Source organism: Apilactobacillus timberlakei, from assembly GCF_002993965.1.
GTDB classification, from domain to species: Bacteria; Bacillota; Bacilli; order Lactobacillales; family Lactobacillaceae; genus Apilactobacillus; species Apilactobacillus timberlakei.
Genome location: NZ_POST01000002.1, coordinates 100,747 through 127,177 on the forward strand (window position 1 = coordinate 100,747; position 26,431 = coordinate 127,177).

Genomic DNA, 26,431 nt, shown 5'->3' on the forward strand with positions numbered 1-26,431 from the left:
AATAAATAAAAAGGGGAAAGATAATTATGGCAAGTAATAAGATTATCGGAATTGATTTAGGAACAACTAACTCAGCCGTTGCTGTTCTTGAAGGTAAAGAACCAAAAATCATTACAAATCCAGAAGGATCACGTACTACACCATCTGTAGTTGCATTTAAAGATGGCGAAACACAAATTGGTGAAGTTGCAAAGCGTCAAATGATCACTAACCCTAACACTATCTCATCAATTAAGAGTCACATGGGTGAAGAAGGATACACTGTTGATGTTGATGGTAAGAAATATACACCACAACAAATTTCAGCAATGATCTTACAATACATTAAAGGATTCGCCGAAGATTACTTAGGCGATACTGTTAGCGAAGCAGTTATTACTGTTCCTGCTTACTTTAATGATGCTCAAAGACAAGCTACTAAAGATGCTGGTAAAATTGCTGGTTTAGATGTAAAACGTATTATTAATGAACCAACTGCTGCTTCATTAGCTTATGGTCTAGACAAACAAGATAAAGATGAAAAAGTTCTTGTTTATGACCTTGGTGGTGGTACTTTTGATGTTTCCGTTCTTGAATTAGGTGACGGTGTATTCCAAGTTCTATCTACTAATGGTGACACTCACTTAGGTGGGGATGACTTCGATAAGAAGATTATGGATTACCTAGTTGCACAATTTAAAGATGAAAACGGTGTTGACTTATCAAATGATAAGATGGCATTACAACGTTTGAAGGATGCTGCTGAAAAAGCTAAGAAAGACTTATCAGGTGTTTCTGAAACTGAAATTAGCTTACCATTCATCGCTTCAGGCGAAAATGGTCCATTACATCTACAAACTAAGCTAAGCAGATCTAAGTTTAATGAATTAACTTCTGATTTAGTTGATAAGACCAAGAAACCATTTGATGAAGCTCTTAAAGATGCTGGTTTAAGCACATCAGATATTGATGAAGTTATCTTAAATGGTGGTTCAACTCGTATTCCAGCCGTACAAGAAGCTGTTAAGAGCTGGACTGGTAAAGAACCAAACCATTCAATTAATCCTGATGAAGCCGTTGCTTTAGGTGCTGCTGTACAAGGTGGTGTCTTAACTGGTGATGTTAAGGATGTTGTACTATTAGATGTTACCCCATTATCATTAGGTATTGAAACTATGGGTGGAGTATTCACTAAGTTAATTGACAGAAATACTACAATTCCAACTTCAAAATCACAAGTATTCTCAACTGCTGCTGATAATCAACCTGCTGTTGATATTCATGTACTACARGGTGAACGTCCAATGGCAGCTGATAACAAGACATTGGGTAATTTCCAATTGACTGATATTCCTGCAGCTCCTCGTGGTGTCCCTCAAATCGAAGTTAAATTTGATATTGATAAGAATGGTATTGTTAATGTTTCTGCTAAGGATAAAGGTACTGGTAAGGAACAAAAGATTACCATTAAGGATTCTAATGGTCTATCAGATGACGAAATTAACAAGATGATGGACGAAGCTAAGAAGAATGAAGAAGCCGATAACAAACGTAAGGAAGAAGTAGATCTAAAGAATGAAGTAGATCAACTAATTTTCCAAACTGATAAGACTTTGAAAGAAGTTGACGGTAAGGTTTCTGAAGATGAAATCAAGAAAGCCAAAGATGCAGAAGATGCATTGAAGAAGGCTAAGGAAGATAATAACTTAGACGATATGAAAGCTAAGAAAGACGAATTAAGCAAACAAGTTCAAGAATTAGCTACTAAGTTATATCAACAACAAGCTGCCGATCAACAAGGCCAAGCAAAAGATGGTCAAGCTGATGGTAAAGACTCATCAAAAGAAAATGGCAACGATGGTGACACTGTAAATGGTGATTTCCACGAAGTTCACAATGATGATGACAAAAACAATAAGTAATCATTGATTACTAAATGAAAAGTCAAAGTCTGACTCGTTGGGCTTTGGCTTTTTATTGAATATATAATAATTTTATGGGGGATAAAAATGGCTGAAAAAGATTATTACGGTCTTCTTGGAATATCCAAAGATGCAAGTCAAGATGACATTAAGCATGCTTATCGTAAAATGTCAAAAAAATATCATCCCGATATTAATAAGGCTCCAGGTGCTGAAAAAAAGTTTAAAGAGATTAATGAGGCTTATGAAGTTTTAAGTGATCCTCAAAAGCGTCAAAATTATGACCAATTTGGTTCAGCTGATGGTCCTGCTGGCGGCGGCTTTGGCGGCGCTGGTGGTTCTGGCGGCGGCTTTGGCGGCTTTGGCGGCTTCGGTGGCACCGGTGGCGGTGGCTTTGATGATATCTTTAGTCAATTCTTTGGCGGAGGTGGTCAAAGAGCACGTCGTGATCCAAACGCTCCAAAACCTGGCCGTGACTTACAATATCAAATGACAATTAAATTTGAGGATGCTATTTTTGGTAAGAAAACGACTATTAAATATAATCGTCAAGCCCAATGTAGTACTTGTAAGGGATCTGGTGCTAAACCAGGTACTCATCCTGAAACATGTCATAATTGTAGCGGAAGTGGTTATGTAACTTCTGTGCAAAATACACCTCTAGGGAGAATGCAAACTCAACATCCTTGTCCTGTATGTAATGGAACTGGTAAGGAAATTAAAGAAAAATGTCCTACTTGTGGTGGATCTGGTCATAAACAAGAAAGTCATGAAGTAGAAGTTAATATCCCTGCTGGTGTTGATGATGGGCAACAAATGAGATTACAAAATCAAGGTGAAGCTGGTACTAATGGAGGTCCTTATGGTGACTTATTCATTATTTTCCAAGTAAAACCAAGCAAAGATTTTGAACGTCATGGTTACAATTTAGACTATAATCAACCTATATCATTTGTTCAAGCTACATTAGGTAGTGAAATTGATGTTAAGACTGTTTATGGTGACGTTAAACTTAACATTCCTGCTGGAACTCAATCTGGAACAACCTTTAGACTAAGAGGAAAAGGTGTTCAAAGATTAAATAGCAGCAGTAAGGGTGATCAATTAGTTCATGTCAAAATTGATACACCTAAGAGTTTGAATCGTGATCAAAAACAAGCTTTACGAGCTTTTGCTGAAGCTAGTGGCGAAAAAGGTTATAAAAACGGTGGTTTCTTTGAAAAAATGAAAGATGCCATTAATGGTAAAAAATAATAAAAAGAGTTGATGTCATTAGCATCAACTCTTTTTTAATTTGTGCATTATGTTACTGGTTGTTATAATTAAATATAATAATTAATCAGTTGAAAGTAGGAATAAAAATGGATATCAAAAAAATGAAGGAGCACCAAAAATACATTCGTAATTTTTCGATTGTAGCGCATATTGATCATGGTAAATCAACTTTAGCTGATCGTATTTTAGAAATGACAGATACAGTTGCTAAACGTGATATGCAGAATCAATTGCTTGATGATATGGATCTTGAAAGAGAACGTGGAATTACTATTAAGTTAAATGCGGTTGAATTAAAATACCATTCCAAAGATGGTCATGATTATGAATTTCATTTAATTGATACACCTGGACATGTGGATTTTTCATATGAAGTATCTAGAAGTTTAGCTGCTTGTGAAGGAGCCATTTTAGTTGTAGATGCTGCACAGGGAGTTGAAGCTCAAACATTAGCCAATGTTTATTTAGCAATTGATGATGATCTAGAGATTGTACCAGTTATAAATAAAATTGATTTGCCATCTGCACAACCAGATATGGTAAAAAAAGAAGTAGAAGATGTTATTGGATTGGATGCAGACGATGCTGTTTTGGCAAGTGCTAAGAAGGGAATTGGAATTGAAGAACTATTAGAAAAAATTGTTCATGAAGTTCCTGCTCCTCAAGGTAATGTTGAAGATCCACTTAAAGCATTGGTCTTTGACTCTGTTTATGATGATTATCGTGGAGTTGTATTAAGTGTTCGCTTGTACGATGGTACTGTTGAACCAGGAGATAAAATTCGTCTAATGAATAGCGGGAGCGAATATGAAGTTACCGAAGTAGGTGTGAACTCTCCTCATCCAGTTAAGAGAGATTATCTTATGTCAGGTGATGTGGGATATATTACTGCAAGTATTAAAGATATTACCCAAACCAGAGTGGGTGATACTATTACTAAAGTTGATAATCCTGCTGAAAAGGCTTTACCTGGATATCGTGAAATGGAACCTATGGTTTATTCTGGATTATATCCCACTGATAATGCCAAATTTGGTGATTTAAGAGAAGCACTTGAAAAACTTAAGTTAAATGATGCAGCTTTGGAATTTGAACCTGAATCATCACAGGCTCTAGGATTTGGTTTTCGTTGTGGATTCTTGGGTCTATTGCATATGGACGTAGTTCAAGAACGTTTAGAACGTGAATTTAATCTTGACTTAATTACTACAGCACCATCTGTTACTTATCATGTTGAAACTACAGATGATGGTGTAAAAGATGTTGAAAATCCTTCTGAAATGCCAGATGCATCTGAAATTAAAAGTGTTGAAGAACCATTTGTTAAAGCAACAGTAATGGTCCCTAATGATTATGTAGGTCCAGTGATGGAATTATGTCAAGATCGTAGAGGACAATTTGATACTATGGAATATATTGATGACTATCGAGTAAATGTTGTTTATTATATTCCATTGTCAGAAATTATTTTTGACTTCTTCGATAAATTAAAATCTGCAACCAGAGGTTATGCCTCATTAGATTATGAAATTTCTGATTACAAGCCATCTGATTTAGTGAAAATTGATATTCTATTAAATGGTGAAAAAGTGGATGCACTTAGCTTTATTTCTCATCGTTCTTTTGCTGCAAGTCGTGGAAGAGTAATTGTAACCAAATTAAAAGATATTATTCCTAGACAAAACTTTGAAATTCCTGTTCAAGCTGCTATTGGGGCAAAAGTAATTGCTAGAACAAATATTAAAGCTTATAGAAAAGATGTTACTGCTCATTTATATGGTGGTGACCGTACTAGAAGAATGAAGTTACTAGAAAAGCAAAAAGAAGGTAAGAAACGTATGAAGTCTGTTGGTAAAGTTGAGATTCCTCAAGCAGCATTCATGGCAGTCTTACAAACTGATGAAGAAGAAAAAGGTAGTAAATAATTTGACTATGATTTAAATATCATATATTATTATATTTAATAAAGAGTCTTTAACTTAGTCCCGTGAGGCTAGTAAGATACGGCGAATCTTAATTAAGTCTACTTACCTATACACGGTTAAGTAGGCTTTTTTGCTAAGTTAAAACTACTCTTAATTTTTAATTAGGGTGGTATTTTTAAATGGAAAATAAAGATGTTGTTCTAGATGTTGATGAAAAACCAAGATTCTTTTTATGGTTAATGTTATCAATACAGCACCTATTTTCAATGTTTGGTAGTACAGTGATTGTTCCACTATTAGTAGGACTTAGTCCTAGCATTGCATTGTTTGCATCAGGAGTAGGAACTCTATTGCATATTTTAATTACACAGAAGAAAATTCCTGCTTACATGGGGTCTAGTTTTGCCTTTATAGTTCCAATGAAATATTTAATGCAAGCAACAGGATATCCTGGAATTGCTCAAGGTGTTATTGCAGTTGGATTAATTTATTTAACAGTTGCACTTATTATTTGCTTCTTTGGTTCTGACTGGATTGATCATATTTTACCAGCAATAGTAGTAGGACCAATTGTAATTGTAATTGGTTTATCTTTAGCTGGTAGTGCCGCAAATAATGCAATGATGAATAATGGAAAATATGATTTAAAATTTGTTTTTATTGCTCTAATTACATTGTTATTGGCTATAGCATTTAATATTTATTTAAAGGGTTTCTTAGGATTCATGCCAATTTTGTTAGCGATTGTTTGTGGATATATAATTTCTATTTTTATGGGGGAAGTTAATTTAAATACAATTGCTAGTGCACCTTGGTTTTCTCTGCCTAAATTTGAGATTCCATTTGTTTCATATAATGTTCACTTAGAATGGGGTGCTATATTGGCCATTGCTCCAATCGCTTTTGTTACAATTACTGAACATTTAGGGCATATAATGGTTTTAAATGAATTAACTGGTCATAACTATTTTAAGAATCCAGGATTAAGTCGTACTTTAAGCGGTGATGGGATGGCATCTATTTTCGCCGGCTTAGTAGGCGGACCAGCGGTAACTAGTTATGGTGAAAATATTGGCGTGATGGCTATTACTAAAATTCATAGTGTTTATGTACTAATTGGAGCTGCTTTATTTGCAATTGTTTTCTCATTTGTAAATAAATTAAATGTTATTATTATGCAAATGCCATTACCAGTGATTGGCGGAATTAGCTTTTTGTTGTTTGGTACAATTGCTTCAAGTGGAATTAAAATTCTAATTGAAAATGATATTGATATGAATATTAAACGTAATTTGATGATTATCTCATCTATCTTGGTGATTGGAGTAGGTGGCTTTATGTTAAAAATTGGAACATTACCACTGAATGGACTAGCAATTGCAACTGTATTAGGAATTATGTTAAATTTGGTTTTACCAAAAGAAAATAAATAATTTTGCTTTAAATACCGATTAAAAATGGTGATATTAATGATATAATTATTATGTATGTTTATATATATGACTATACCCAGCCATTTTTAATGGGTATTTTTTATTGAAATAGTATATGAAAAAATTAAGGAGAGGTATTAAATATGAATAAACCATATTTATCTGTAATAGTAGCTTGCTACAACGTTCAAGATTACGTTGCTGCTTGTCTTGAATCTATTGCACAAACCGATTTTCCTAAAGAAAATATGGAAGTATTGATGATTGATGATGGTTCCACTGACGATACATCAAATATTGTTGATCAATATGCAAAAAAATATGATTCTTTTAAGGCATTACATAAAGACAATGGTGGAATTAGTTCTACTAGAAATTATGGAATAAAACATGCCCAAGGAGAATATATTGCTTTTGTTGATGGGGATGATTTAGTTCCAGCAGATGGATATTCTAAGTTATCTTATAATGCAAATCAAAATAATGCAGATGTAGTTGTTGGATTTGTTAAACGTTTTGATAAAAATCGTTATAAGAATTCTTATTTACATTCTTTCGCTATTCATGATAACGCTAATCATACTAATATTTATGATAATCATGATTTGTTATATGATACTACAGTTTGGAATAAATTATATCGCCGTAATTTTTTATTAGACAATGATATTAAATTTATTGAAGGCATTATCTATGAAGATATACCATTTACCTTACAAGTACATTTAAAATCTAAAGTTACGGATATAATTGAAGATGTTGTGTATAAATGGCGTTGGCGTGAAAGTAATGATTCAATCACTCAAAGTAGAAGTGCATTATCTAATTTTCAAAGTAGACTAGATGCTTTGAATATGTGTCGAGAGATGCTTAAAAAGGCTGGTCAAGGTGAAAATAGTCCTTTATTTAAAGACTTTAAATATAAGATTTTATTCTTGGACATTTTTATATTTATTGAAAACATTGGTGACAATGAAGAAAGTTATATTTATAAATCACAAGAAATGGTTTATAAATTTTTACGTGATTGGAATCTATGGGATTCTAAACCAATGAATAATTTACCAGTTAAACAACAAGTTGTTTATTATGCATTAAGACATGGAGAATTTAATATTCTTGACACTTATACTTATCGTCAATCAGTTGGACACTTTAAAAAAGGTTTTCATGGATTATCATATAAGTATTACATGCCAGAAATATTTGACTATAGTGATGAAATATCTTCGGCAATTGAATTAGGTAGTGATAATGCAAAAATCAATCAAAAAATGACCAATTATAAAATTGATGAAGACGGTCAGTTTATCGGTCGTGGTTTCTTTATTATTAGAAATATGAGATTGTCTAAGCACTTATTTAGTTTAGGTAATGTTAATGAATTGTTTTCAGCTAAGTTAGTTAATATTGATAATGATAAAGAAATGAAAATCAATATAAATAGGCCGAAAACATCATTGCCTCAAAGATTATTAAATGCTCGTGGTAAATGGACTAATGCTAGATACCAATTTAGCTTTGACATTAATGATGCTATTGAAAAATTGGGAACTGGGACATGGAAAGTATTAATAACCGATTTAATTGCCAATAAATATTTGGTAAGTCGTTATATTTCATCACCTAACAAAAAGACTAAGAATAAATTTATTTTGCCTTATGTAAATGAAGATAAGCATACCAAAATTAGTGCTCGTTTTAATAGTGTTAATGATTTTGTAATTAACTCAAATAGTTTATATCAAGAAGATATTAAAGAACCCATTATTTCTAATGTTTTAAAATCAGGAAAAAATTTAGTCTTTGATGTTATAAATACTGGCAACAACCATATTAAGGCTGAGCTTATAATGCCAGATGAAACGAATATTATTGGTAAGGTTAATGAAAATAACATTGTGTTTGATAACGCTGGTTGGAATACAAACATGCTTAATCAAAAAGCCTTGTTAGTTATGAAAGATAGTTTTACTAATAGTCAGATTAATTATGTATTCGATCAAAATAAACCAAGTGCTCAAATTAATACTGATGATAATATGAGTTACACTGTATTTTATAATAATAGAGATGGTATTGAAATTATCTATGAAAATACACCTTTTATTACTAATAGTATTAATCTTAATTCATCTAATTTATTAAAATTGTCCATTAATATTCCTGATTATCTTAAAAATGAAAATTTGAATATTAATAATAGTAAAATTGAAATGATAAGTAGTGATAAAACAGTTAGAAAAGTTTTTGACAATAGTAATAATGATTTTCAATTAAATGGAGATTTATTATCTTTAAATGTTCAAATAACTAATAAAGAAAAGAACCAATTAAATATTTTATCAGGTAAATATATTTTTAAAGTTTATTTATATGTTAATGATAAAATTAAAGTTTTTAGATTATTAACTGATGAATCACATTTAGTTCCTAAACAGAGTCTATCTTTTAATGGTAAAGATAAGATATATTATCAAATCCAGAATAGTAATAATAATGATTTAGAACTTAAAATTAATCAACCTTTTTCGAATTTTATTGATTCTAAAAAGGTATTTAGATCACTTTCATACTCGTTATTATATCCATTTATGCGTTTTCTACCATTAAGAAAAATTATGGTATTTGATTGTTATTGGTCTAGTAAGTTTGATAGTAATGAAAGATTAATGTATGAATATATGCAAAAAAGTCATCCTGAAATTAAAACAGTTTGGTTTTTTAAAAATACTCAAACACCTATTAATGGTGAAGCCACTAAAGTTAAAGTAAATAGTTTTATGTATTGGTATTATTTAGCTGTTTCTAAATACATTATTCAAAATACTAATATGCCTAATCGATATGCTAAACGTAAGGGTCAAATTGAAGTAGAAACACTTCATGGAACCTTTTTGAAACATATGGGATTTGATGAGCCTCATTTTAAATTTGCTAGTCATGGAGTTCAAAGTCGTTTTGCTAAGAGAAATCGTCGATGGGATTATATGGTAGTACCTTCTGATTATATGGGGGAAATTGCTACTAAAGCTTTTGATTATGATCAAAAACTAATCAAGTCAGGTTTTCCTAGAAATGATGAATTATATACAAATAACAATGATGGTTATATCAATTCAGTTAAAAATAGATTGGGGATTCCATTAGATAAAAAAGTAATTTTATATGCACCTACTTATCGTGAAGATGAAGGTTTCGATTTTCAACTGAATTTGGATAAAATGCAAGCCAAACTTTCTGATAAGTATGTATTATTAGTTAGATTGCACTATTTTGTGGCTCACTCAAATAGTTTTTATAGTAATCCTGGATTTGTTTTTGATGTTAGTGATTATAATAATATTAATGATCTATATTTGATTAGTGATGCAATGATTACAGATTATTCATCAGTAATGTTTGATTATGCACATTTAAAACGTCCAATGTTATTTTATGCTTATGATAAAGATTGGTACTTGGATGATGAAAATCGTGGTGTTTATTTAGACTACGATAAAGAGATCCCGGGGCCAATTATAAAAACCGAAGATGAATTGATTAATCGTATTCAACATTTAGATGCGGTTGCAGATAATTATCATGATAAACTGATTGATTTTTATGATAAATTTGCTCAATATGGACAAAATGGTGATGCTTCAAAAGAAGTAGTAGAAAAGATTTTGTCTACTAAAAATAGTGAATTAGATCAAGTTCCTGAAAAACGTTTAATTTCTAGAAAATTTGGTCATTTATTTAAGGTGAATTATTTACAGGCTTCTATCCTTAATAGATTATCTAATATGCTTACTAAAAAGAATATTATTATTTTTGAAAGTTTCTTTGGAACTCAATATTCAGATAATCCTAAAGCAATTTATGAATACATGAAAAGGAATCATCCTGAATATAAAATGTATTGGAATGTAAATAGGGAGTATATTGATTACTTTAAAGAAAATAATATTCCTTATGTTATTAGATTTAGTTATAGTGGGATATTGAAACAAGCTAGAGCAAAATATTTTGTTACTAATGTTAGAAGACCATTTAGATGGAAACCTGGTAAGGGCACTAAATTAATCCAAACTTGGCATGGAACGCCATTAAAGACATTAGCTGCTGATGTTAATTTGGTTACGATGCCTGGAATTAACGCTGCTAGATATCATAAAGATGTATTTAAAGATAATCGTCGTTGGGATAAAATGATTGCTCCTAATATGTATTCTGCTAATATTATGCAAAGAGCATTTAGAATGAATGCTAATCAAATGATGCTAGATGGTTATCCAAGAAATGACGTTTTAGTTAATTCTTCATGGAAGGATATTGCTTCAATTAAAGAAGACCTAAATATATCTGCAGATAAGAAAGTTATATTGTATGCCCCAACTTGGCGTGATAATGAATATGTTAAGGCTAATGAATTTACTGCAAAACTACATTTGGACCTTGCAAAAATTAAATCACATTTTGGCAACAATGTAATTGTTTTAGTTAGAACTCATTATTTAATTGCCAATAATTTAGACTTATCTGATTATTCAGATATTGCTTTAAATGTTAGTTTGTATCCAGATATTGCTGAATTATATTTAATTAGTGATGTTTTGATCACAGATTACTCATCAGTAATGTTTGATTACGCTGTTCTAAAACGTCCAATGATTTTCTTCACTTATGATTTAGATGATTATGCTAATGAAATTAGAGGTTTTTACTTTGATTTTGTTAAAGATGCTCCTGGGAAAATAGTTAAAACTAATGATGGGGTTATAGATGAACTTGATCATATATTATCTGATAATTGGACTATGAATGATAATTATAAAAAATTCATTGATAAATTTACTCCATGGATGGATGGAAAATCATCTGAACGTGCTGTTAATCAATTCTTAAATGAAGATAATATGAATGAGAATTTTGACGATAATATTTCTAAATATAATCTACAAAATGAAATGAAAATTCATGATGGAGCTTCATTATGGAACTCTGGAAAAGATTTTACAGACCACGAAGATGTTAATTTTTCTCATAATTATAATGATAAGGGTAGTACTGTTAGAGTTATTAAAGTTATGCAATTAATTGATCCTGATTTTAAGGAAAAAATTGGAATGAAGTATGTCTTAATACAACTTAATGGAAAACATCTATGGGTCAATATTGAAGACCTCTATTAAAAATAAAAAAGTCATTAAAGTATATTAATTGCTTTAATGACTTTTTTTATTGATATATATTTCACTTGTTTAATTAAAATGTATATAATAATTAATAAAATCGCTTACATTTTTTGAAAATACCCTTTATTTTATTAATTAAATAGGTTATAATTTATTTTGTTATGAAGTTCACAATTAAAAAATGCTTATTAATCATTATGTTAAGTATTATTTCATTGATTAATTGGCTGTTTATATTATTTTTGTGGCTGTGTTTGTATTAAGTAAAAATATTTAAATGTGAATTATAAATTTGATAGATAAATAATTCACAATATAATGATTTGATTTTATAGATAGGGGTATTGATATTATGCAAAAGTCTGCAGATGCAAAAAAATCAACAAAGACGCCAAGAACTATTTCTTGGTCTAGTACTATTATGTACTTTGTTATTTCATTAGTTATTAATGCGATGGGAAATGTTTTAACATTAGTTACAAGTGTTAAAATTCATCCTTCATTTTTAGGATCAGCTTATTGGACAGCTGCTGAAAATAATCTAGGGTTTGCAGTTCTAGGAAATGGACAATGGGTTTTGTTTTGGGCATTCTTTGGACTAGGAATGTTGATTGCTGTATTCAATGCAATTTTAGTTGGACATTGGAGTTGGAGCAGAATTATTGGTAACGCTGCCTTCTTAGGACCATTTTCATTGTTAATAAATTACTTTAATGGATTAGTTACTCAATGGTTACCAGAAGCTCATAGCATTGGCATGATTTTACTATATGTTTTCTTAAACTTCTTTGGAGTTGCTTTAATTGCAATCGCAATTTCTATTTATCAACGAGTAAATATTGCTCTACATCCAGCTGATGACTTAATGCAAATTCTTAGATTTAAATATTGTGGTGGTAATGCTGCCAAAGCAATGTGGTTCTCATATATTCCACCTACAATAATGGCAATTATCGCTATTATTATTACTCATCAATTTACTAATTTTGGTTTAGGAACTGTATTTGCCTTCTTCTTCCAAGGTGGAATTACAGGTATTGCAGATGCTTTTGTATTTAGAAACTTAAAACATCAAGCTATTGATGTTGGATCAACAAAAGAATAATTGATTCAAAAGTCTTGTTTAATATTTAATAGCAAGACTTTTTTATTAATTGGTGGACAATTTAAATAACTTAATATAAACTTTACATTAAGTATATTATTTGTCATGGATATTTTATTTAATATTTTTTTAGTTGGGAGGTGTGATAAATGTTAAATAGAACAAAAAAGTTTTTAAGAGATAATGGATATTATTATAAAAAAACATATATCAGACCACTACTTACACCCGATAATGTTTATGTTTTTAGATTTGGGAAAAAACGATTAAATAATCGCTTGATTATTAGATACGGTCATCGTTGGACTGGAAGGCAAAAAATTAATGAGATTGATTTAAGACTTCATAAACAAAAGCATCCTCGAATTTTTAAAGATGAAAATTCTTTGCTGATATATTTAGAGGGACACTTAAAGCAACATGAGGAAAAATTAAAACAAATAAAGGAACAAAAAAGAAAAGAAGCTGAAAATAGTGCGTCCGATTAGTTGGATGCACTATTTTTGTATATTTGATAGGAGCATTAATTTGGATATTATTAAATATTTATCAAATGATTCTACTGAAAGAATTGCTAAAAAATTACTAGGCAATATAATAAGTTTTAAAGATAATTATGGTAATATTTTTAGTGGATATATAGTTGAAGATGAAGCGTATTTAGGGATAAATGATAGAGCTTGTCATTCTTATAATAATTATCATTCAAGCAAGAATAATTCTATGTATTTAAGGGCAGGGACTATTTATATTTATTCTATGTTTGGGCATAATCTGTTGAATATAATTACTCAATCTGAGGGGATACCAGAAGGAGTATTGATTAGAGCAGTTCAACCGATTAAAATAACAGATGCTATGATTAATAATAGAAATAAAAACAATTATGAAATTACTAATGGTCCTGGTAAATTAACCCAAGCGTTTAACATTAACCTTAATTTAAATGGTAAAAAATTAGATGAAAGCCAATTATCTTTAGATATTACTAATGGAGCTATACCTGAACACATTAATTTATCATCTAGAATTGGTATTAAAAATAAGGGGATATGGGACAGTAAAAAATTACGATTTTATGTATCTGCTAATCCCTATGTTTCAAAAATCAAAATGCGTAATTGTAATTTCAAAACATGCGGATGGAAAAATAAGGAGAATTTAAAATGCAATGGACAAAACTTTCAGTATTAACCAATAATGAATCACAAGATGCAATAGTAAATATTCTAATGGATTTTGGTTCATTAGGAGTAGAAGTTGAAGAACAAAATAATGAAATAGTAATTACTTCTTATTTTCCAGAAGATTTTAATATTAATGATCAGATTCCATTAATTCAAAATAGAGTGGAAAAATTAAATGAATATGGATTAAATCCGGGTAAAGGTAAAGTTGTTTCTAAAGAATTAAGTGATAATAATTGGAGTAAAGAATGGGAAAAATATTATCATGCAACTAGAATTACAAAATACCTTACAATTTCTCCAGTATGGGAAAAATATAAAAAATCTTTTGAACAAGAAATGGTTATCAAATTAAATCCCCAAAAAGCATTTGGAACAGGCGTTCATCCAACAACCAAATTATGTATGCAAGCTATGGAAATTTATCTAAGAGAGAACCAGTCGATTTTAGATGTTGGGACAGGATCTGGAGTTTTAAGTATTGCTGCAAAACTATTAGGTGCTGATTCGGTTAAAGCTTATGATTATGACGACGATGCAATTGACTCTGCAAAAGTAAATATTGAACTTAATGGATATAAAAATGAAATTTCTGTATCTAAAAACAGTCTTTTAGATGGATTAAAAGAAAAAAGTGATGTTATTTTGGCAAATATGCTACCTGAAGCGGTATTACCTTTAATACCACAGGCAAAAGAAACATTATATGCAGGTGGATTTATTATTATTTCTGGAATCATTAATGAAAAACTAGATATTACATTACAAACTCTCCAATCTAATGATTTTATTTTAGATCAAGTAATGACATTAGGTGATTGGCGTGGAATTGTTGCTCATTTAAAAGGGGAAGGTGAATAATTAAGATGCAACACTATTTTACTAATAATACTTTAAGTTTAAATGAAACTTTTTTAATGTCTAATGATATTGCTCACCATTTTATATCGGTATTAAGATCTAACAATGGTGATAAATTTGAAATTGTTGATAGTAATCATAGACTTTTTATTGCAGAAGTTATTGATAAAGATGTAAGTAAAGCTAAAGTAATAGAAATAAAAAATAAATCAGTGGAGTTACCTGTGGACGTGACAATTATTTGTGGGTTACCCAAAAAAGATAAATCTGAATTAATTGTTCAAAAAGCAACTGAATTAGGTGTTGATCATATTATTTTCTTACAAACAGCTTGGTCAATTGCACAATGGAAAAACAACAAAGTATCTAAAAAAATTAATAGATTAAGTAATATTGTTAGAAGTGCAGCTGAACAATCCCATCGTAATAAAATACCAGATGTTAAATATTTAGATTCTATAAATGATTTATTAAAGGAATCATATGATCATAAGTTAATTGCTTATGAGGAATCTGCTAAAAATGGTGAAAAGGCTGATTTAATTAATTCCTTAAACAATACTAAACCAGCTGATAGCATTGCTGCCTTCTTTGGACCCGAGGGAGGTATTTCTCCTGATGAAGTATCTAGACTCAAAGAAAATGGTTATAAAACTTGCGGTTTAGGTCCTAGAATTTTGAGAACTGAAACAGCACCTTTATATTTTCTTTCATCAATTTCAATGTGGTTTGATTTGTTAAAGTAAAAATTAAACAATTATGATAGAATTTATAAAAATGATTAAAAAGAAGTGATTAGAATGTCTAAACATAAAGTATGGTCTGCTGAAGACTTATTTAATGAAGTTAATAAATATATGAATAAAGATCACGTTGACATTATTAAAAAAGCATACAATTATGCTTCTGATTGTCATGAAGGACAATCTAGACAATCTGGAGAACCATATATTGTTCATCCAATTCAAGTAGCTAGTATTTTGGCTCAACTAAGAATGGACCCTGAAACTATTAGTGCTGGGTTATTACATGACGTCGTTGAAGATACTAATGCGACCTTAGATGATATTGATGAAAAGTTTGGCAAAAATGTTGAAATTATTGTTGATGGGGTAACTAAGCTAGGCAAAATAAAATATAAATCTAATCAAGAACAATTAGCCGAAAATCATAGAAAACTTTTATTGGCTATGTGTAGCGATATTCGTGTAATGATTGTTAAGCTAGCTGATCGTTTGCATAACATGAGGACTTTAAGACATTTGAAACCTGAAAAGCAGTGGCGTATTTCCAATGAAACCCTTGAAATTTATGCACCTCTAGCTGATAGATTAGGGATTGGAACAATTAAGTGGGAACTTGAAGACATCTCACTTCGTTATTTAAATCCACAACAATACTATAAAATAGTTCATTTAATGAACTCTAAGCGTAATGAACGTGTTGCATATGTAAATGAGGCTGTTAAAGAAGTTAAAAAGCAAGTTAGTGACATGAATTTACCTAATGTTGAAGTGTATGGACGCCCTAAACATTTATACTCGATTTATCGTAAAATGGTTATTAAACATAAAAAATTTGGGCAAATTTATGATTTATTGGCTGTTAGATGCATAGTCGATTCAATTAAAGATTGTTATGCTGTATTAGGCGCTATTCATACTAAATGGTCACCAATGCCTGGACGCTTTAAAGACTATATTGCCATGCCTAAAGCTAATATGTATCAATCACTTCATACCACTGTTTTTGGACCAGGTGGTAAACCACTAGAAGTACAAATTAGAACTAAAAAGATGCATCAAATTGCTGAATATGGGGTTGCGGCTCATTGGGCTTATAAAGAAGGGATGACTGATGAAGTTCAAGCTTCTTCTGATAATAATCGTTTAAACTGGTTTAAACGCATTATTGAAATTCAAGAAGATACTGATAATGCATCCGAATTTATGGATGGTGTTAAAGGTGAGCTTTTTGGTGACCATGTTTATGCTTTTACACCTCAAGGTGATGTTTTAGAATTACCTAAGGGTGCTGGACCTTTAGATATGGCTTATTTAATTCATACAGATGTTGGTAATCATACCACTGGTGCTAAAGTTAATGGAGTGATTGAGCCTTTAGACTATGAGATTAAAACGGGTGATATAGTTGCCATCATGACGTCTACTAGTTCAACTGGACCTAGTCAAGATTGGGAAAACTTGGTTACTACTAGTCGAGCAAAGCATAAAATTAGACAATTCTTTAGACATAAGGATCGTGAAAAGAATATTGCAATAGGTAAAGATTTATTAAATCAAGCTATTAAAGATAATGGTTATGATATTAGTGATGTTTTAACAAAACCCAATATGGATAGATTGCTTAATAAAACTTATTATAAAAGTATTGATGATATGTATGCCGAATTGGGCTTTGGCAATAAGCAACCAAATGGATTAGTTAATATTTTAACTTTACAAATTCGTGATGATGCTGAGAAAAAACGTCAAGAACAAGAACAAAAAGATATTTTAGAAAATCATCAGACTATTGAAAAAAATAATAATCATCCTAATAATAAAAACAGTAAGTTAAATAAACCTTCTGATGGCGTTGTTATTAAAGACGTAGACAATTTATTAATTCGATTAAGTCATTGTTGTGCACCTGTTCCAGGAGATAAAATTGTTGGATATATAACCAAAGGTAGAGGAGTTTCAGTGCATCGTGATAACTGTCCTAATGTTATAGAAGATGATGATCGTCTGGTTAATGTAAATTGGGATATTCCTGATGATTCACATACTTTGTTTAATGCATACGTTCAAGTTGAAGGATATAACAGAAACAGCATGCTTAATGATGTTATTAAAAATGTTAGTGGTGTATGTAAGCAAATTAATTCTGTTGAGGGAAAAGTCGATCATGATAAAACCGTAACTATTTCTTTGAAAATAAGTGTTAAAAATTTAGCACAATTGGAAATGGTTATGAATCATGTTAAGAACGTTCATGATGTTTATTTTGTTAAAAGGCCATTTAAATAAAAGGGAGTTTTATTTTTGAAAGTTGTATTACAAAGAGTAAATAAAGCTAGCGTTTCAATCAATGATCATTTGTTTAACAAAATAAATAAGGGATACTTATTATTAGTTGGAATCAAGGATAGTGATTCTTCAGATGATATTGACTATTTAGTACGTAAAATTACTAATTTAAGAATTTTTGAAGATGATAATGGAAAGACAAACTTAAACTTATCATCTGTAAATGGAGAAATATTATCTATTTCTCAATTTACTTTATATGCTAATACCAAGCATGGGAATCGCCCATCCTTTGTTGATGCTGGAGAACCAAATTTTGCATCTGAAATGTATGATTCATTTAATCAAGAGCTATTAGATGCTGGTAATTCAGTGAAAACTGGTCAATTTGGTGCTGATATGCAAATTGATTTACAAAATGATGGTCCATTTACAATTGTTTTTGATACAGAAAATAAATAATATTAAAAGGGAGCTTTTTGCTCCCTTTTTATGATAGGAGAGACTTAATTATGCAAAAAAATATTTTTTGGGATTTTGATGGAACCTTATTTGATACTTATCCAATTATGGTTGATAGTTTTGCTGATGCGTTAGAAGAAATGAATATTGATGAAATGGAAATTGATAAATATGATATTTTATTAACAATGCGTCAACATTCTCTAGGGACAGCATTACAAAAATTTGCTGCTGAATTTAGCATTAACAAAGAAGAATTATCTGTTATTTATCATAGATTTGAAAAAGATAATATGGTTAATGCCAAACCGTTTTTAAATGTTGATAAAGTTGTAAAAATGGTCGCTGATCAAGGTGGTAAAAATTATTTATTAACTCATCGTGATAATTTTGCTTTAAATTTACTACAAGATTTTAACCTAAGAAAATTCTTTGCTGATATTGTTACAAAAAATCAGGCTTTTAAAAGAAAGCCTGATCCAGAATCATTAAATTATTTAATTCAGAAACATAATATTAGTCGATCAGATGTTATTATGATTGGTGATCGTAAGTTAGATATTGATGCTGCGCACAATGCATCAATTAAGGGATGCTTATTTGATAATAATAATATAATTAAATCGAAGGGTAGTCCTGAAATAGAAATTAATAATTATTATGATTTTTTGCAAAAATATTTTAAATAAATTTATTTAAAATATTATCAACTGCAAATCCATAGGTTTCTCCAAACATATTTAAATGAGCCATTAGGTAATAAAATTGATAATATATCAACCTTTGTTGCCAACCTTGTTCCAATGGATATGCTTCATTGTATCCTTGATAGAATTGTTCATTAAATCCACCAAAAACAGTAGTGATACCGATATCCATTTCACGATCTCCGTAAAATACATCAGGATCAATTAGTAAAGGTAATCCCTTTTCATTAAACATAAAGTTACCTGACCATAAATCTCCATGTAATAAAGAAGGGATTATATCTCTTTCGTTAAAGTCTGAAATGAAATTATTTTTTAATTTTTCATATCTTTTTTGCCGATAGTCATTCCATAGACCATTTTTTTGAGCCATATTAACTAATGGATTTAGTCTTTGCTCTATATAAAAATCAGTCCAGCTATTATTCCACTTATTATTTTTGGGGATTTTGCCTAGGTCAAAATCGTTATCTAAACCAAATTTTGAATTATGGATTTTATGAACATTTGCAACCATTTTTCCCAATTCGTATTGGTTACCATTATTTTTAACGTTAATCCAATCTTGAATTAAAAAGCCGTCTTCTTCTATTTGTCCATATTGTATTATGTGTGGAACTCTAGCTGCTTTTGATAAAAGATGAATACCTTGCGCTTCATGTTCAAAAAATTTTTTACCTCTGTTAGGCTGTACTTTCATAAAATATTTTTTATTATCTGCTAATAATGAATATGAGTCATTAATATCGCCACCACTTACTGGAGTCAATTGTTCAATTTTATTAAAGGGTAATTGAGACAACCATTTTTCGTCTAATTTTTTCATAATTATTACCTCCAATACTTATATTATAATAAATAATTTTATAAATGCTTACAAGTAAGCCTTGACTTTTTTGCATAATTACATTAATCTAAAAATTGAATAGAATAGTTCGCTGATGAAAAAGAAAAGTACGGAATTTTTCTGAAAAAGAGAGCGTCAATTTGGTGAAATGACGACTGTTAAAATTCCAGAAATGACACTTTGGAGGCTAATGATCTTTATTTTTATGATTAGATCATTCGTTTTATACGTTACATAATAGTCAAAGTAAAGGTGGTACCGTGCTTTTTTGCGCCCTTGTCTATATTTTTTAATATTAGACAAGGGCTTTTTTTATTCGCCCTGTTTTTAATTTTAAATTGGAGGTATTGCTAATGAGATATCAACGTCCAAAAGGAACAGCAGATATTTTGCCTGGAGAATCAGAAAAATGGCAATATATTGAAGAAACCGCTAGAATGATATTTTCTGATTATCGTTATCAAGAAATTAGAACCCCAATGTTTGAAAACTTTGATGTTTTTTCAAGAACATCAGGAGAAACTTCAGATATTGTAACTAAAGAAATGTATGATTTCTATGATAAAGGTGATCGTCACGTAACATTAAGACCAGAAGGAACTGCTGGGGTAGTTCGTTCTTTTGTGGAAAACAAACTTTACGGTCCTGATACACAAAAACCAGTTAAAGTTTTTTATATGGGACCAATGTTTAGATATGAAAGACCACAATCAGGTCGTTTAAGAGAATTCCATCAAATTGGGGTTGAAGCTTTTGGTAGTGAAGCTCCAGAATTAGATGTAGAAGTTATTGCGATGGCAATGGACTTATTACAACATTATGGAATTAATGATTTACGTTTAGCTATTAATACTTTAGGTGATAAAGAAACTAGGGCAAACTATCGCAAAGCGCTTATAGACTATTTAACTCCTCATTTTGATAGCTTAAGTGAAGATTCTCAGGAAAGACTGAATAAAAATCCACTGCGTGTTTTAGATAGTAAAGAACCTGCAGATCAACCTTTTGTTGATAATGCACCTTCAATTTTGGATTATTTATCAGATAATGCTGAGCAACATTTTAATAAAGTTACTACTTTGCTAGACGAATTAGGAATTAAATATAGTATTGATCATACTATGGTTCGTGGATTAGATTACTATAATCATACTATTTTTGAAGTTATGGCTAATTCTAAAGCCTTAGGTGAAGGTTATACTACTATCTGTGCTGGTGGACGTTATGATGGTTTAGTTAAAGAATTAGGTGGACCAGAAATGCCAGGAGTAGGATTTGGTTTAGGAGTTGAAAGATTGTTACTTCTTATGGAATCTGAAAAGGTAGAATTTCCAGCATTTAATCCATTAGATGCCTATGTTGTAGGTATTGGAGATAAAGCAAATATAGAAACTTTAAAGATTGTTCAATCATTGAGAATGAATGGATTTGCTGCAGATCGTGACTATTTAAGTCGTAAACCTAAAGCTCAATTTAAGAGCGCTAATAAACTTAATGCTAACTTTACTTTAACCATTGGTGACCAAGAAATTGAAGATGGTACAGTTCACGTTAAACATATGGAAACTGGTAAAGAAGTTACTTTTAAATTAGAAGATGTAAAAAATAATTTTGGAAAGTTAATCGAAGAAAACTTCGAATAATAAGGGGAGGAAAAGATTATGGAACGCACAACTTATTGCGGACTAGTTGATGAAAAATATCTGAACCAAGAAATTTGCCTAGATGGATGGGTTTCAAGAAGAAGAGATCTTGGTAAATTAATATTTATTGATTTAAGAGATCGAGAAGGACTTGTTCAATTAGTATTCAGTGATGAATATAGTAAAAAAGCATTGGAAACTGCTGATCAATTAAGAAATGAATATGTCATTCAAGTTAAAGGAACTGTAGTTTCCAGAGCTGAAAATGAAATTAACGAAGACATGAAAACTGGAAAAATTGAAGTAGATGTTAATGATGTAAAAATCTTCAATAAAGCTAAGAACCCTCCTTTTGATATTAAAAATAATATTAATGTTTCTGAAGAAACTAAGTTAAAGTATCGTTACTTAGATTTAAGACGTCCAGAAGTACAAAAGGGAATCATGTTAAGAAACAGAATTATGCAATCTGTTCATAGCTATTTTGATAAAAATGGATTTATTGATATTGAAACTCCTAATTTAACAGTTTCAACTCCTGAAGGAGCTCGTGATTACTTAGTACCTTCAAGACTATATCATGGATCATTTTATGCATTACCACAATCACCTCAATTATTTAAACAATTATTAATGGGTGCTGGATTCGACCGTTACTATCAAATTGCTCGTTGTTTCCGTGATGAAGACTTACGTGGAGATCGTCAACCTGAATTTACACAAATCGATATGGAAACTTCATTCTTAAATGCTGAAGATATCCAAAAACTAACAGAAGGCTTAATTTCTAAGGTAATGAAAGATACTTTAGGATTAGACATTAAAGCACCTTTTAAACGTATTACTTGGCAAGAATCAATGGATCGTTTTGGTACCGATCAACCAGATGTTAGATTTGGTATGGAACTAAAAGATTTATCAGATATTGTGAAAGATGTTAATTTTAAAGTGTTTTCAAATACCATTAAAGATGGTGGCCAAGTTAAAGCAATCGCTGTACCTGATGGTGCTGAAAAGTATTCAAGAAAAGACATAGATAAATATGCCTCATACATTGAACGTTTTGGTGCTAAGGGATTAGCTTGGATGAAGATTACTGATGATGGATTTACAGGACCAATTGCTAAATTCTTTGATGATGATACCGAAGAAGCAATTAAAGATCGTATGGACGCAAAATCAGGTGATTTATTACTATTTGCTGCAGATCGTGATAAAGTTGTTGCCGATACTTTGGGTTACTTACGTTGTGCAATTGCTGAAGAATTAGATATGATTCCAAAGAACGTATTTGACTTCTTATGGGTAGTCGACTGGCCATTGTTTGAATACGATGAAGGTGCTGAAAGATGGGTACCTGCTCACCATCCATTTACTATGCCTAATGAAGGTGATGAACATTACCTTAATGAAGGTGAAAATCCACATGCTGCACATGCTCAAAGCTATGATATTATTCTAAATGGTTTGGAATTAGGTGGCGGTTCTATCCGTATTCATAACAAAGAATTACAATTAAAGATGTTAAGAGCGTTAGGATTTGATCGCAAGAAAGCTCAAGCAAGATTTGGTTACTTCTTAGATGCTTTAGACTATGGCTTTCCACCTCATGGCGGTTTAGCTATTGGATTAGATCGATTTGCTAGATTATTAGCACAAACTGAAAATATTCGTGATGTTATTGCATTCCCTAAGAATTCAAAAGCAACTGAACCAATGACCAATGCTCCTGCTCCCGTATCACAAAAACAATTAGATGATTTGGGACTTGAAAGTGAAGATACTTATAAAGAATAATTTTTAAAAGGAACTTCCTATTATTGAGGAAGTTCCTTTTTTATCTGAAATAAATATGATTAATTTATTATTAATGTTATACTATTTGCATCTTTATAAGAGGGGTAATGAAAATTATGGATGATGTTCAACAGATTTTAAAAAGACATCAGTATGTAGCAAAAGCTTCTACAGCAGTTATGTATGGGATCATGGTGTCAATTGCTATGAACTTCTTTTGGACTCCAGGTAATATTTATTCATCTGGTTTTACAGGTTTATCACAATTAATAAATACTTTATCAACTAGATATTTTCCAATTACAATACCACCTTCAATTGGTTTGTTTATGTTAAATATTCCTTTCTTTGTTTTAGCTTGGAAACAAATTGGTCATCAGTTTACTTTTTTTACAATTTTAACTGTTTTCTTAGCCAGTTTTATGATTAAAGCTATTCATCCTGTCTATTTAACTCATGATCCAATGATATGTGCTATTTTTGGTGGGGTCGTAAATGGATTAGGTACTGGAATGAGTTTGAAAAATGAGATTTCAACTGGTGGATTGGATATACTAGGGATAGTTATCCGGCGAAAAACAGGGCGTAGTATTGGAACTATTAATATAGCTTTTAATGTCTTTATAATTACGGCTGCTGGTTTTGAATATGGTTGGCCTTATGCATTTTATTCTGCAATTGGAATTGTTGTTAATGCCAAGGCTATTGATTTTGCTTATACTAGACAACAAAGAATGCAAGTATTAATAGTGACTGATCATCCTAAAAGTGTTATTGATAGTATTCAAAGTCATATGCCCAGGGGAATTACAATTATTCACAATGCTGAAGGGGCTTATAATCACAATAAAAAAGAAATATTATTTACAACCATATCTAGATATGAAATGTCTGAATTAGAAGAAGCATTGGCTGAATCTGATCCACACGCATTTGCAAGTATCACAGAAGCTGAAAATATTTTAGGTCACTTTTATGAGCATAAGCTAAAATAAAATATTGAGTTAATTGTTAATTGACGAATGTGTTATAATAATTGATTGTATAAGGTTTCAATTAACATTAATATGGTGGGATAAGTTTTGAAAGTTATATATTTGTTTTTAATAAAAATTGTATCTTTATTATGTTTATTTAGAAAAAAAGAAAATGTTATCTACATAATGAGTTTTGATAATAATCCAGGGTTGATTAAATCAATGGCTAGAAATTTGCCAAAAGGTAAAAAATTAATTGTTTTTTATCAATCTGATAATGAAGCGGTCGCAACTGATTTAGCAGCTTATGGTATTAAAACTATCCAATTTAAAGATGGAATTAATCTTATATTTAATGTGATTCCTAAGATTATGACTGGTCAAATCATCTTTTGTGATAATTATTTTGCTTTTATTGGTGGTATTATTCATAGTAGTAAAACTAAAATTGTTCAATTATGGCATGCTAATGGTGCAATTAAAAAGTTTGGTTGGGAGGATCCTTCTACTGACGAACGTAGTAAGAGCGATAAACGTCGTTTCCAGAAAGTTTATAATCATTTTGATGATTATGTAGTTGCTTCTAAAACAATGGGACAGGTATTTGAAAAAAGCTATCATGTGCCATTTAATAGAATGAAGATGTTAGGATATCCTCGTTCTGATCGTCTTTTTAAAGAGAAGTGGCGTGATATTGCTAAAAGAAGAGTTTATCATTTTGCTCCGCAATTAAAAGATAAGCGCGTTATTTTATATGCACCTACTTATCGTAATGATGGAAAATCTTTTAACCCACCTAAAAAAGTTATTTCAGCTTTAACAGCTGATCCTAATGCGATTGTAATTATTAAATTGCATCCGCTTTTAAATAAAATAGAACAAAAAATGCAAAGAGAAGCGACCTCTGATAATGTTTTATTTTTTAGTCAATTATCGACTACTGATTTATTAGTTGTTACTGATACTTTGGTTACTGATTATTCTTCAATAGCGTTTGATTATTCTTTATTACCTAATGCCCATTCAATGTTGTTTTATATGTTTGACATTGATCAATATAAGAGACATCCAGGAATACAGGATGATATGATTAATTGGTTGCCAAATAAACCAATTAAAAATACAGATTTTTTAGCAAGTGCAATTAAAGAAAATGCAAAAACTGATTTTACTAATTTTAATAATATTTGGAATAAGTATAATGATGGTTTTGCTACAGATCGTGTAATAGAGAAATATATAAAAAGTTTAAAGTAAAGGAAGTGTGATCGACTTGAAGGAAGTCATTACATTAATTAAAGAACAAATTAATAATATAGGAATAATGTTTAGAATCTCTAAATACCAAGATAAATCTGATTATCAAAGTCATTATTTAGGGTTAGTTTGGGAATATTTATATCCACTAATTCAAATTGGTATTTATTGGTTAGTTTTTGGTATTGGTTTGAAAAAGGGTACCTCCAATGGTATTGATTACCTAACATGGATGGTAATTGGAATTACCCCATGGTTTTACATGAACGCAACCACACTTGATTCATCTAAAAGTATCTATCAACAAGTTGGTATGGTTTCTAAGATGAAGTTTCCAGTTAGTGTTTTGCCTACAATTAAGGTTATTTCTAATTTGAGTTCATTTTGGGCAATGTTAATTTTTTCAATTTTCATAGCATACGTAAAGGGTGGCATTGTTCCTAATGTTTATTGGTTACAGTGGTTCTACTATTTCTTTGCAATGATATGTTGGTTAGTAGCTTTTGGAACTTTCAATTCTACAGTTACCATTTTAGTTCGTGATTATCGTATCTTCTTACAATCATTAATGCGTGTTTTATTCTATATGTCTGGAGTACTATTTAACTTTGAAACAAATGCATTTCCAGCTTTCTTTGTTAGAATTTTACAATTAAATCCATTCTTCTATATTGTATCGGGCTTTAGAGAATCAATGTTAGGACAAGATTGGTTCTGGCAAAAGCCATTGTTGATGCTTATTTTTTGGTTAATGGTATTGTTCTTCTTACTGGTAGGTTCACATTTACATTACAAGTTTAGAGCAAGATTTGTTGACTATATTTAATTCTAAAAGGAATTGA

The 26,431-nt window shown here is 30.5% G+C and carries 19 protein-coding genes; 18 read left to right on the forward strand and 1 reads right to left on the reverse strand.

What is annotated here, in order from left to right; all coding sequences use genetic code 11:
- The first annotated feature begins 26 nt into the window (after positions 1-26).
- From dnaK to C7N71_RS02570, 13 genes are all read left to right on the forward strand, one after another.
- Entirely contained in the window at positions 27-1,901 is a 1,875-nt protein-coding gene (gene dnaK / locus C7N71_RS02510; RefSeq protein ID WP_105964687.1) for a molecular chaperone DnaK, read from the forward strand.
- 87 nt (positions 1,902-1,988) lie between these two features.
- A complete protein-coding gene (gene dnaJ / locus C7N71_RS02515) occupies positions 1,989-3,155 on the forward strand; it encodes a molecular chaperone DnaJ (protein ID WP_105987604.1) in 1,167 nt (388 codons plus the stop codon).
- A gap of 107 nt (positions 3,156-3,262) precedes the next feature.
- Positions 3,263-5,101 (forward strand): translation elongation factor 4, encoded by a 1,839-nt coding sequence (lepA, locus tag C7N71_RS02520; RefSeq protein ID WP_105987605.1) that lies wholly within the window; start codon positions 3,263-3,265, stop codon positions 5,099-5,101.
- A 179-nt stretch (positions 5,102-5,280) separates the two neighbouring features.
- Entirely contained in the window at positions 5,281-6,534 is a 1,254-nt protein-coding gene (locus tag C7N71_RS02525; RefSeq protein WP_105987606.1) for a solute carrier family 23 protein, read from the forward strand.
- Positions 6,535-6,677: 143 nt separating this feature from the next.
- Entirely contained in the window at positions 6,678-11,711 is a 5,034-nt protein-coding gene (locus tag C7N71_RS02530; protein ID WP_105987607.1) for a bifunctional glycosyltransferase/CDP-glycerol:glycerophosphate glycerophosphotransferase, read from the forward strand.
- A gap of 355 nt (positions 11,712-12,066) precedes the next feature.
- Complete coding sequence (locus C7N71_RS02535) at positions 12,067-12,819, forward strand: fructose permease (RefSeq protein WP_105987608.1); 753 nt, start codon at positions 12,067-12,069, stop codon at positions 12,817-12,819.
- A 149-nt stretch (positions 12,820-12,968) separates the two neighbouring features.
- Entirely contained in the window at positions 12,969-13,307 is a 339-nt protein-coding gene (locus C7N71_RS02540) for a hypothetical protein (protein ID WP_105987609.1), read from the forward strand.
- Between the two features lie 40 nt (positions 13,308-13,347).
- Positions 13,348-14,013, forward strand: a complete 666-nt coding sequence (locus C7N71_RS02545; RefSeq protein ID WP_225361870.1) for a DNA-3-methyladenine glycosylase — start codon at positions 13,348-13,350, stop codon at positions 14,011-14,013.
- A complete protein-coding gene (gene prmA, locus C7N71_RS02550; RefSeq protein ID WP_105987610.1) occupies positions 13,986-14,867 on the forward strand; it encodes a 50S ribosomal protein L11 methyltransferase in 882 nt (293 codons plus the stop codon). The genes C7N71_RS02545 and prmA overlap by 28 nt, the downstream gene beginning before the upstream one ends.
- A gap of 5 nt (positions 14,868-14,872) precedes the next feature.
- Entirely contained in the window at positions 14,873-15,613 is a 741-nt protein-coding gene (locus C7N71_RS02555) for a 16S rRNA (uracil(1498)-N(3))-methyltransferase (protein WP_105987611.1), read from the forward strand.
- Between the two features lie 54 nt (positions 15,614-15,667).
- Positions 15,668-17,899 (forward strand): RelA/SpoT family protein, encoded by a 2,232-nt coding sequence (locus C7N71_RS02560; RefSeq protein WP_105987612.1) that lies wholly within the window; start codon positions 15,668-15,670, stop codon positions 17,897-17,899.
- A gap of 15 nt (positions 17,900-17,914) precedes the next feature.
- The gene (gene dtd, locus C7N71_RS02565) at positions 17,915-18,361 is read left to right on the forward strand and encodes a D-aminoacyl-tRNA deacylase (protein ID WP_105987613.1); all 447 of its coding nucleotides are present in this window, start codon (positions 17,915-17,917) and stop codon (positions 18,359-18,361) included.
- Between the two features lie 50 nt (positions 18,362-18,411).
- Positions 18,412-19,050: an HAD-IA family hydrolase gene (locus C7N71_RS02570; RefSeq protein WP_105987614.1), complete on the forward strand. Its 639-nt coding sequence runs from the start codon at positions 18,412-18,414 to the stop codon at positions 19,048-19,050.
- On the opposite strand, the gene C7N71_RS02575 is transcribed toward C7N71_RS02570, so the two are convergent.
- Complete coding sequence (locus C7N71_RS02575; RefSeq protein WP_105987615.1) at positions 19,043-19,894, reverse strand: fructosamine kinase family protein; 852 nt, start codon at positions 19,892-19,894, stop codon at positions 19,043-19,045. The two genes, C7N71_RS02570 and C7N71_RS02575, sit on opposite strands and share 8 nt — an antisense overlap.
- Positions 19,895-20,268: 374 nt before the next feature.
- On the opposite strand from C7N71_RS02575, the gene hisS reads away from it, so the two are divergent.
- The 5 genes from hisS to C7N71_RS02600 all read left to right on the forward strand — a co-directional run bounded on the left by hisS (position 20,269) and on the right by C7N71_RS02600 (position 26,415).
- A complete protein-coding gene (hisS, locus tag C7N71_RS02580) occupies positions 20,269-21,558 on the forward strand; it encodes a histidine--tRNA ligase (protein ID WP_105987616.1) in 1,290 nt (429 codons plus the stop codon).
- An 18-nt stretch (positions 21,559-21,576) separates the two neighbouring features.
- The gene (gene aspS / locus C7N71_RS02585; RefSeq protein ID WP_105987617.1) at positions 21,577-23,355 is read left to right on the forward strand and encodes an aspartate--tRNA ligase; all 1,779 of its coding nucleotides are present in this window, start codon (positions 21,577-21,579) and stop codon (positions 23,353-23,355) included.
- Between the two features lie 116 nt (positions 23,356-23,471).
- Positions 23,472-24,350, forward strand: a complete 879-nt coding sequence (locus C7N71_RS02590) for a YitT family protein (RefSeq protein ID WP_105987618.1) — start codon at positions 23,472-23,474, stop codon at positions 24,348-24,350.
- An 87-nt stretch (positions 24,351-24,437) separates the two neighbouring features.
- Complete coding sequence (locus C7N71_RS02595) at positions 24,438-25,589, forward strand: CDP-glycerol glycerophosphotransferase family protein (protein ID WP_105987619.1); 1,152 nt, start codon at positions 24,438-24,440, stop codon at positions 25,587-25,589.
- A 16-nt stretch (positions 25,590-25,605) separates the two neighbouring features.
- On the forward strand, positions 25,606-26,415 hold the full coding sequence (locus C7N71_RS02600; protein WP_105987620.1) for an ABC transporter permease: 810 nt from the start codon (positions 25,606-25,608) through the stop codon (positions 26,413-26,415).
- The last annotated feature ends 16 nt before the right edge of the window (positions 26,416-26,431 follow it).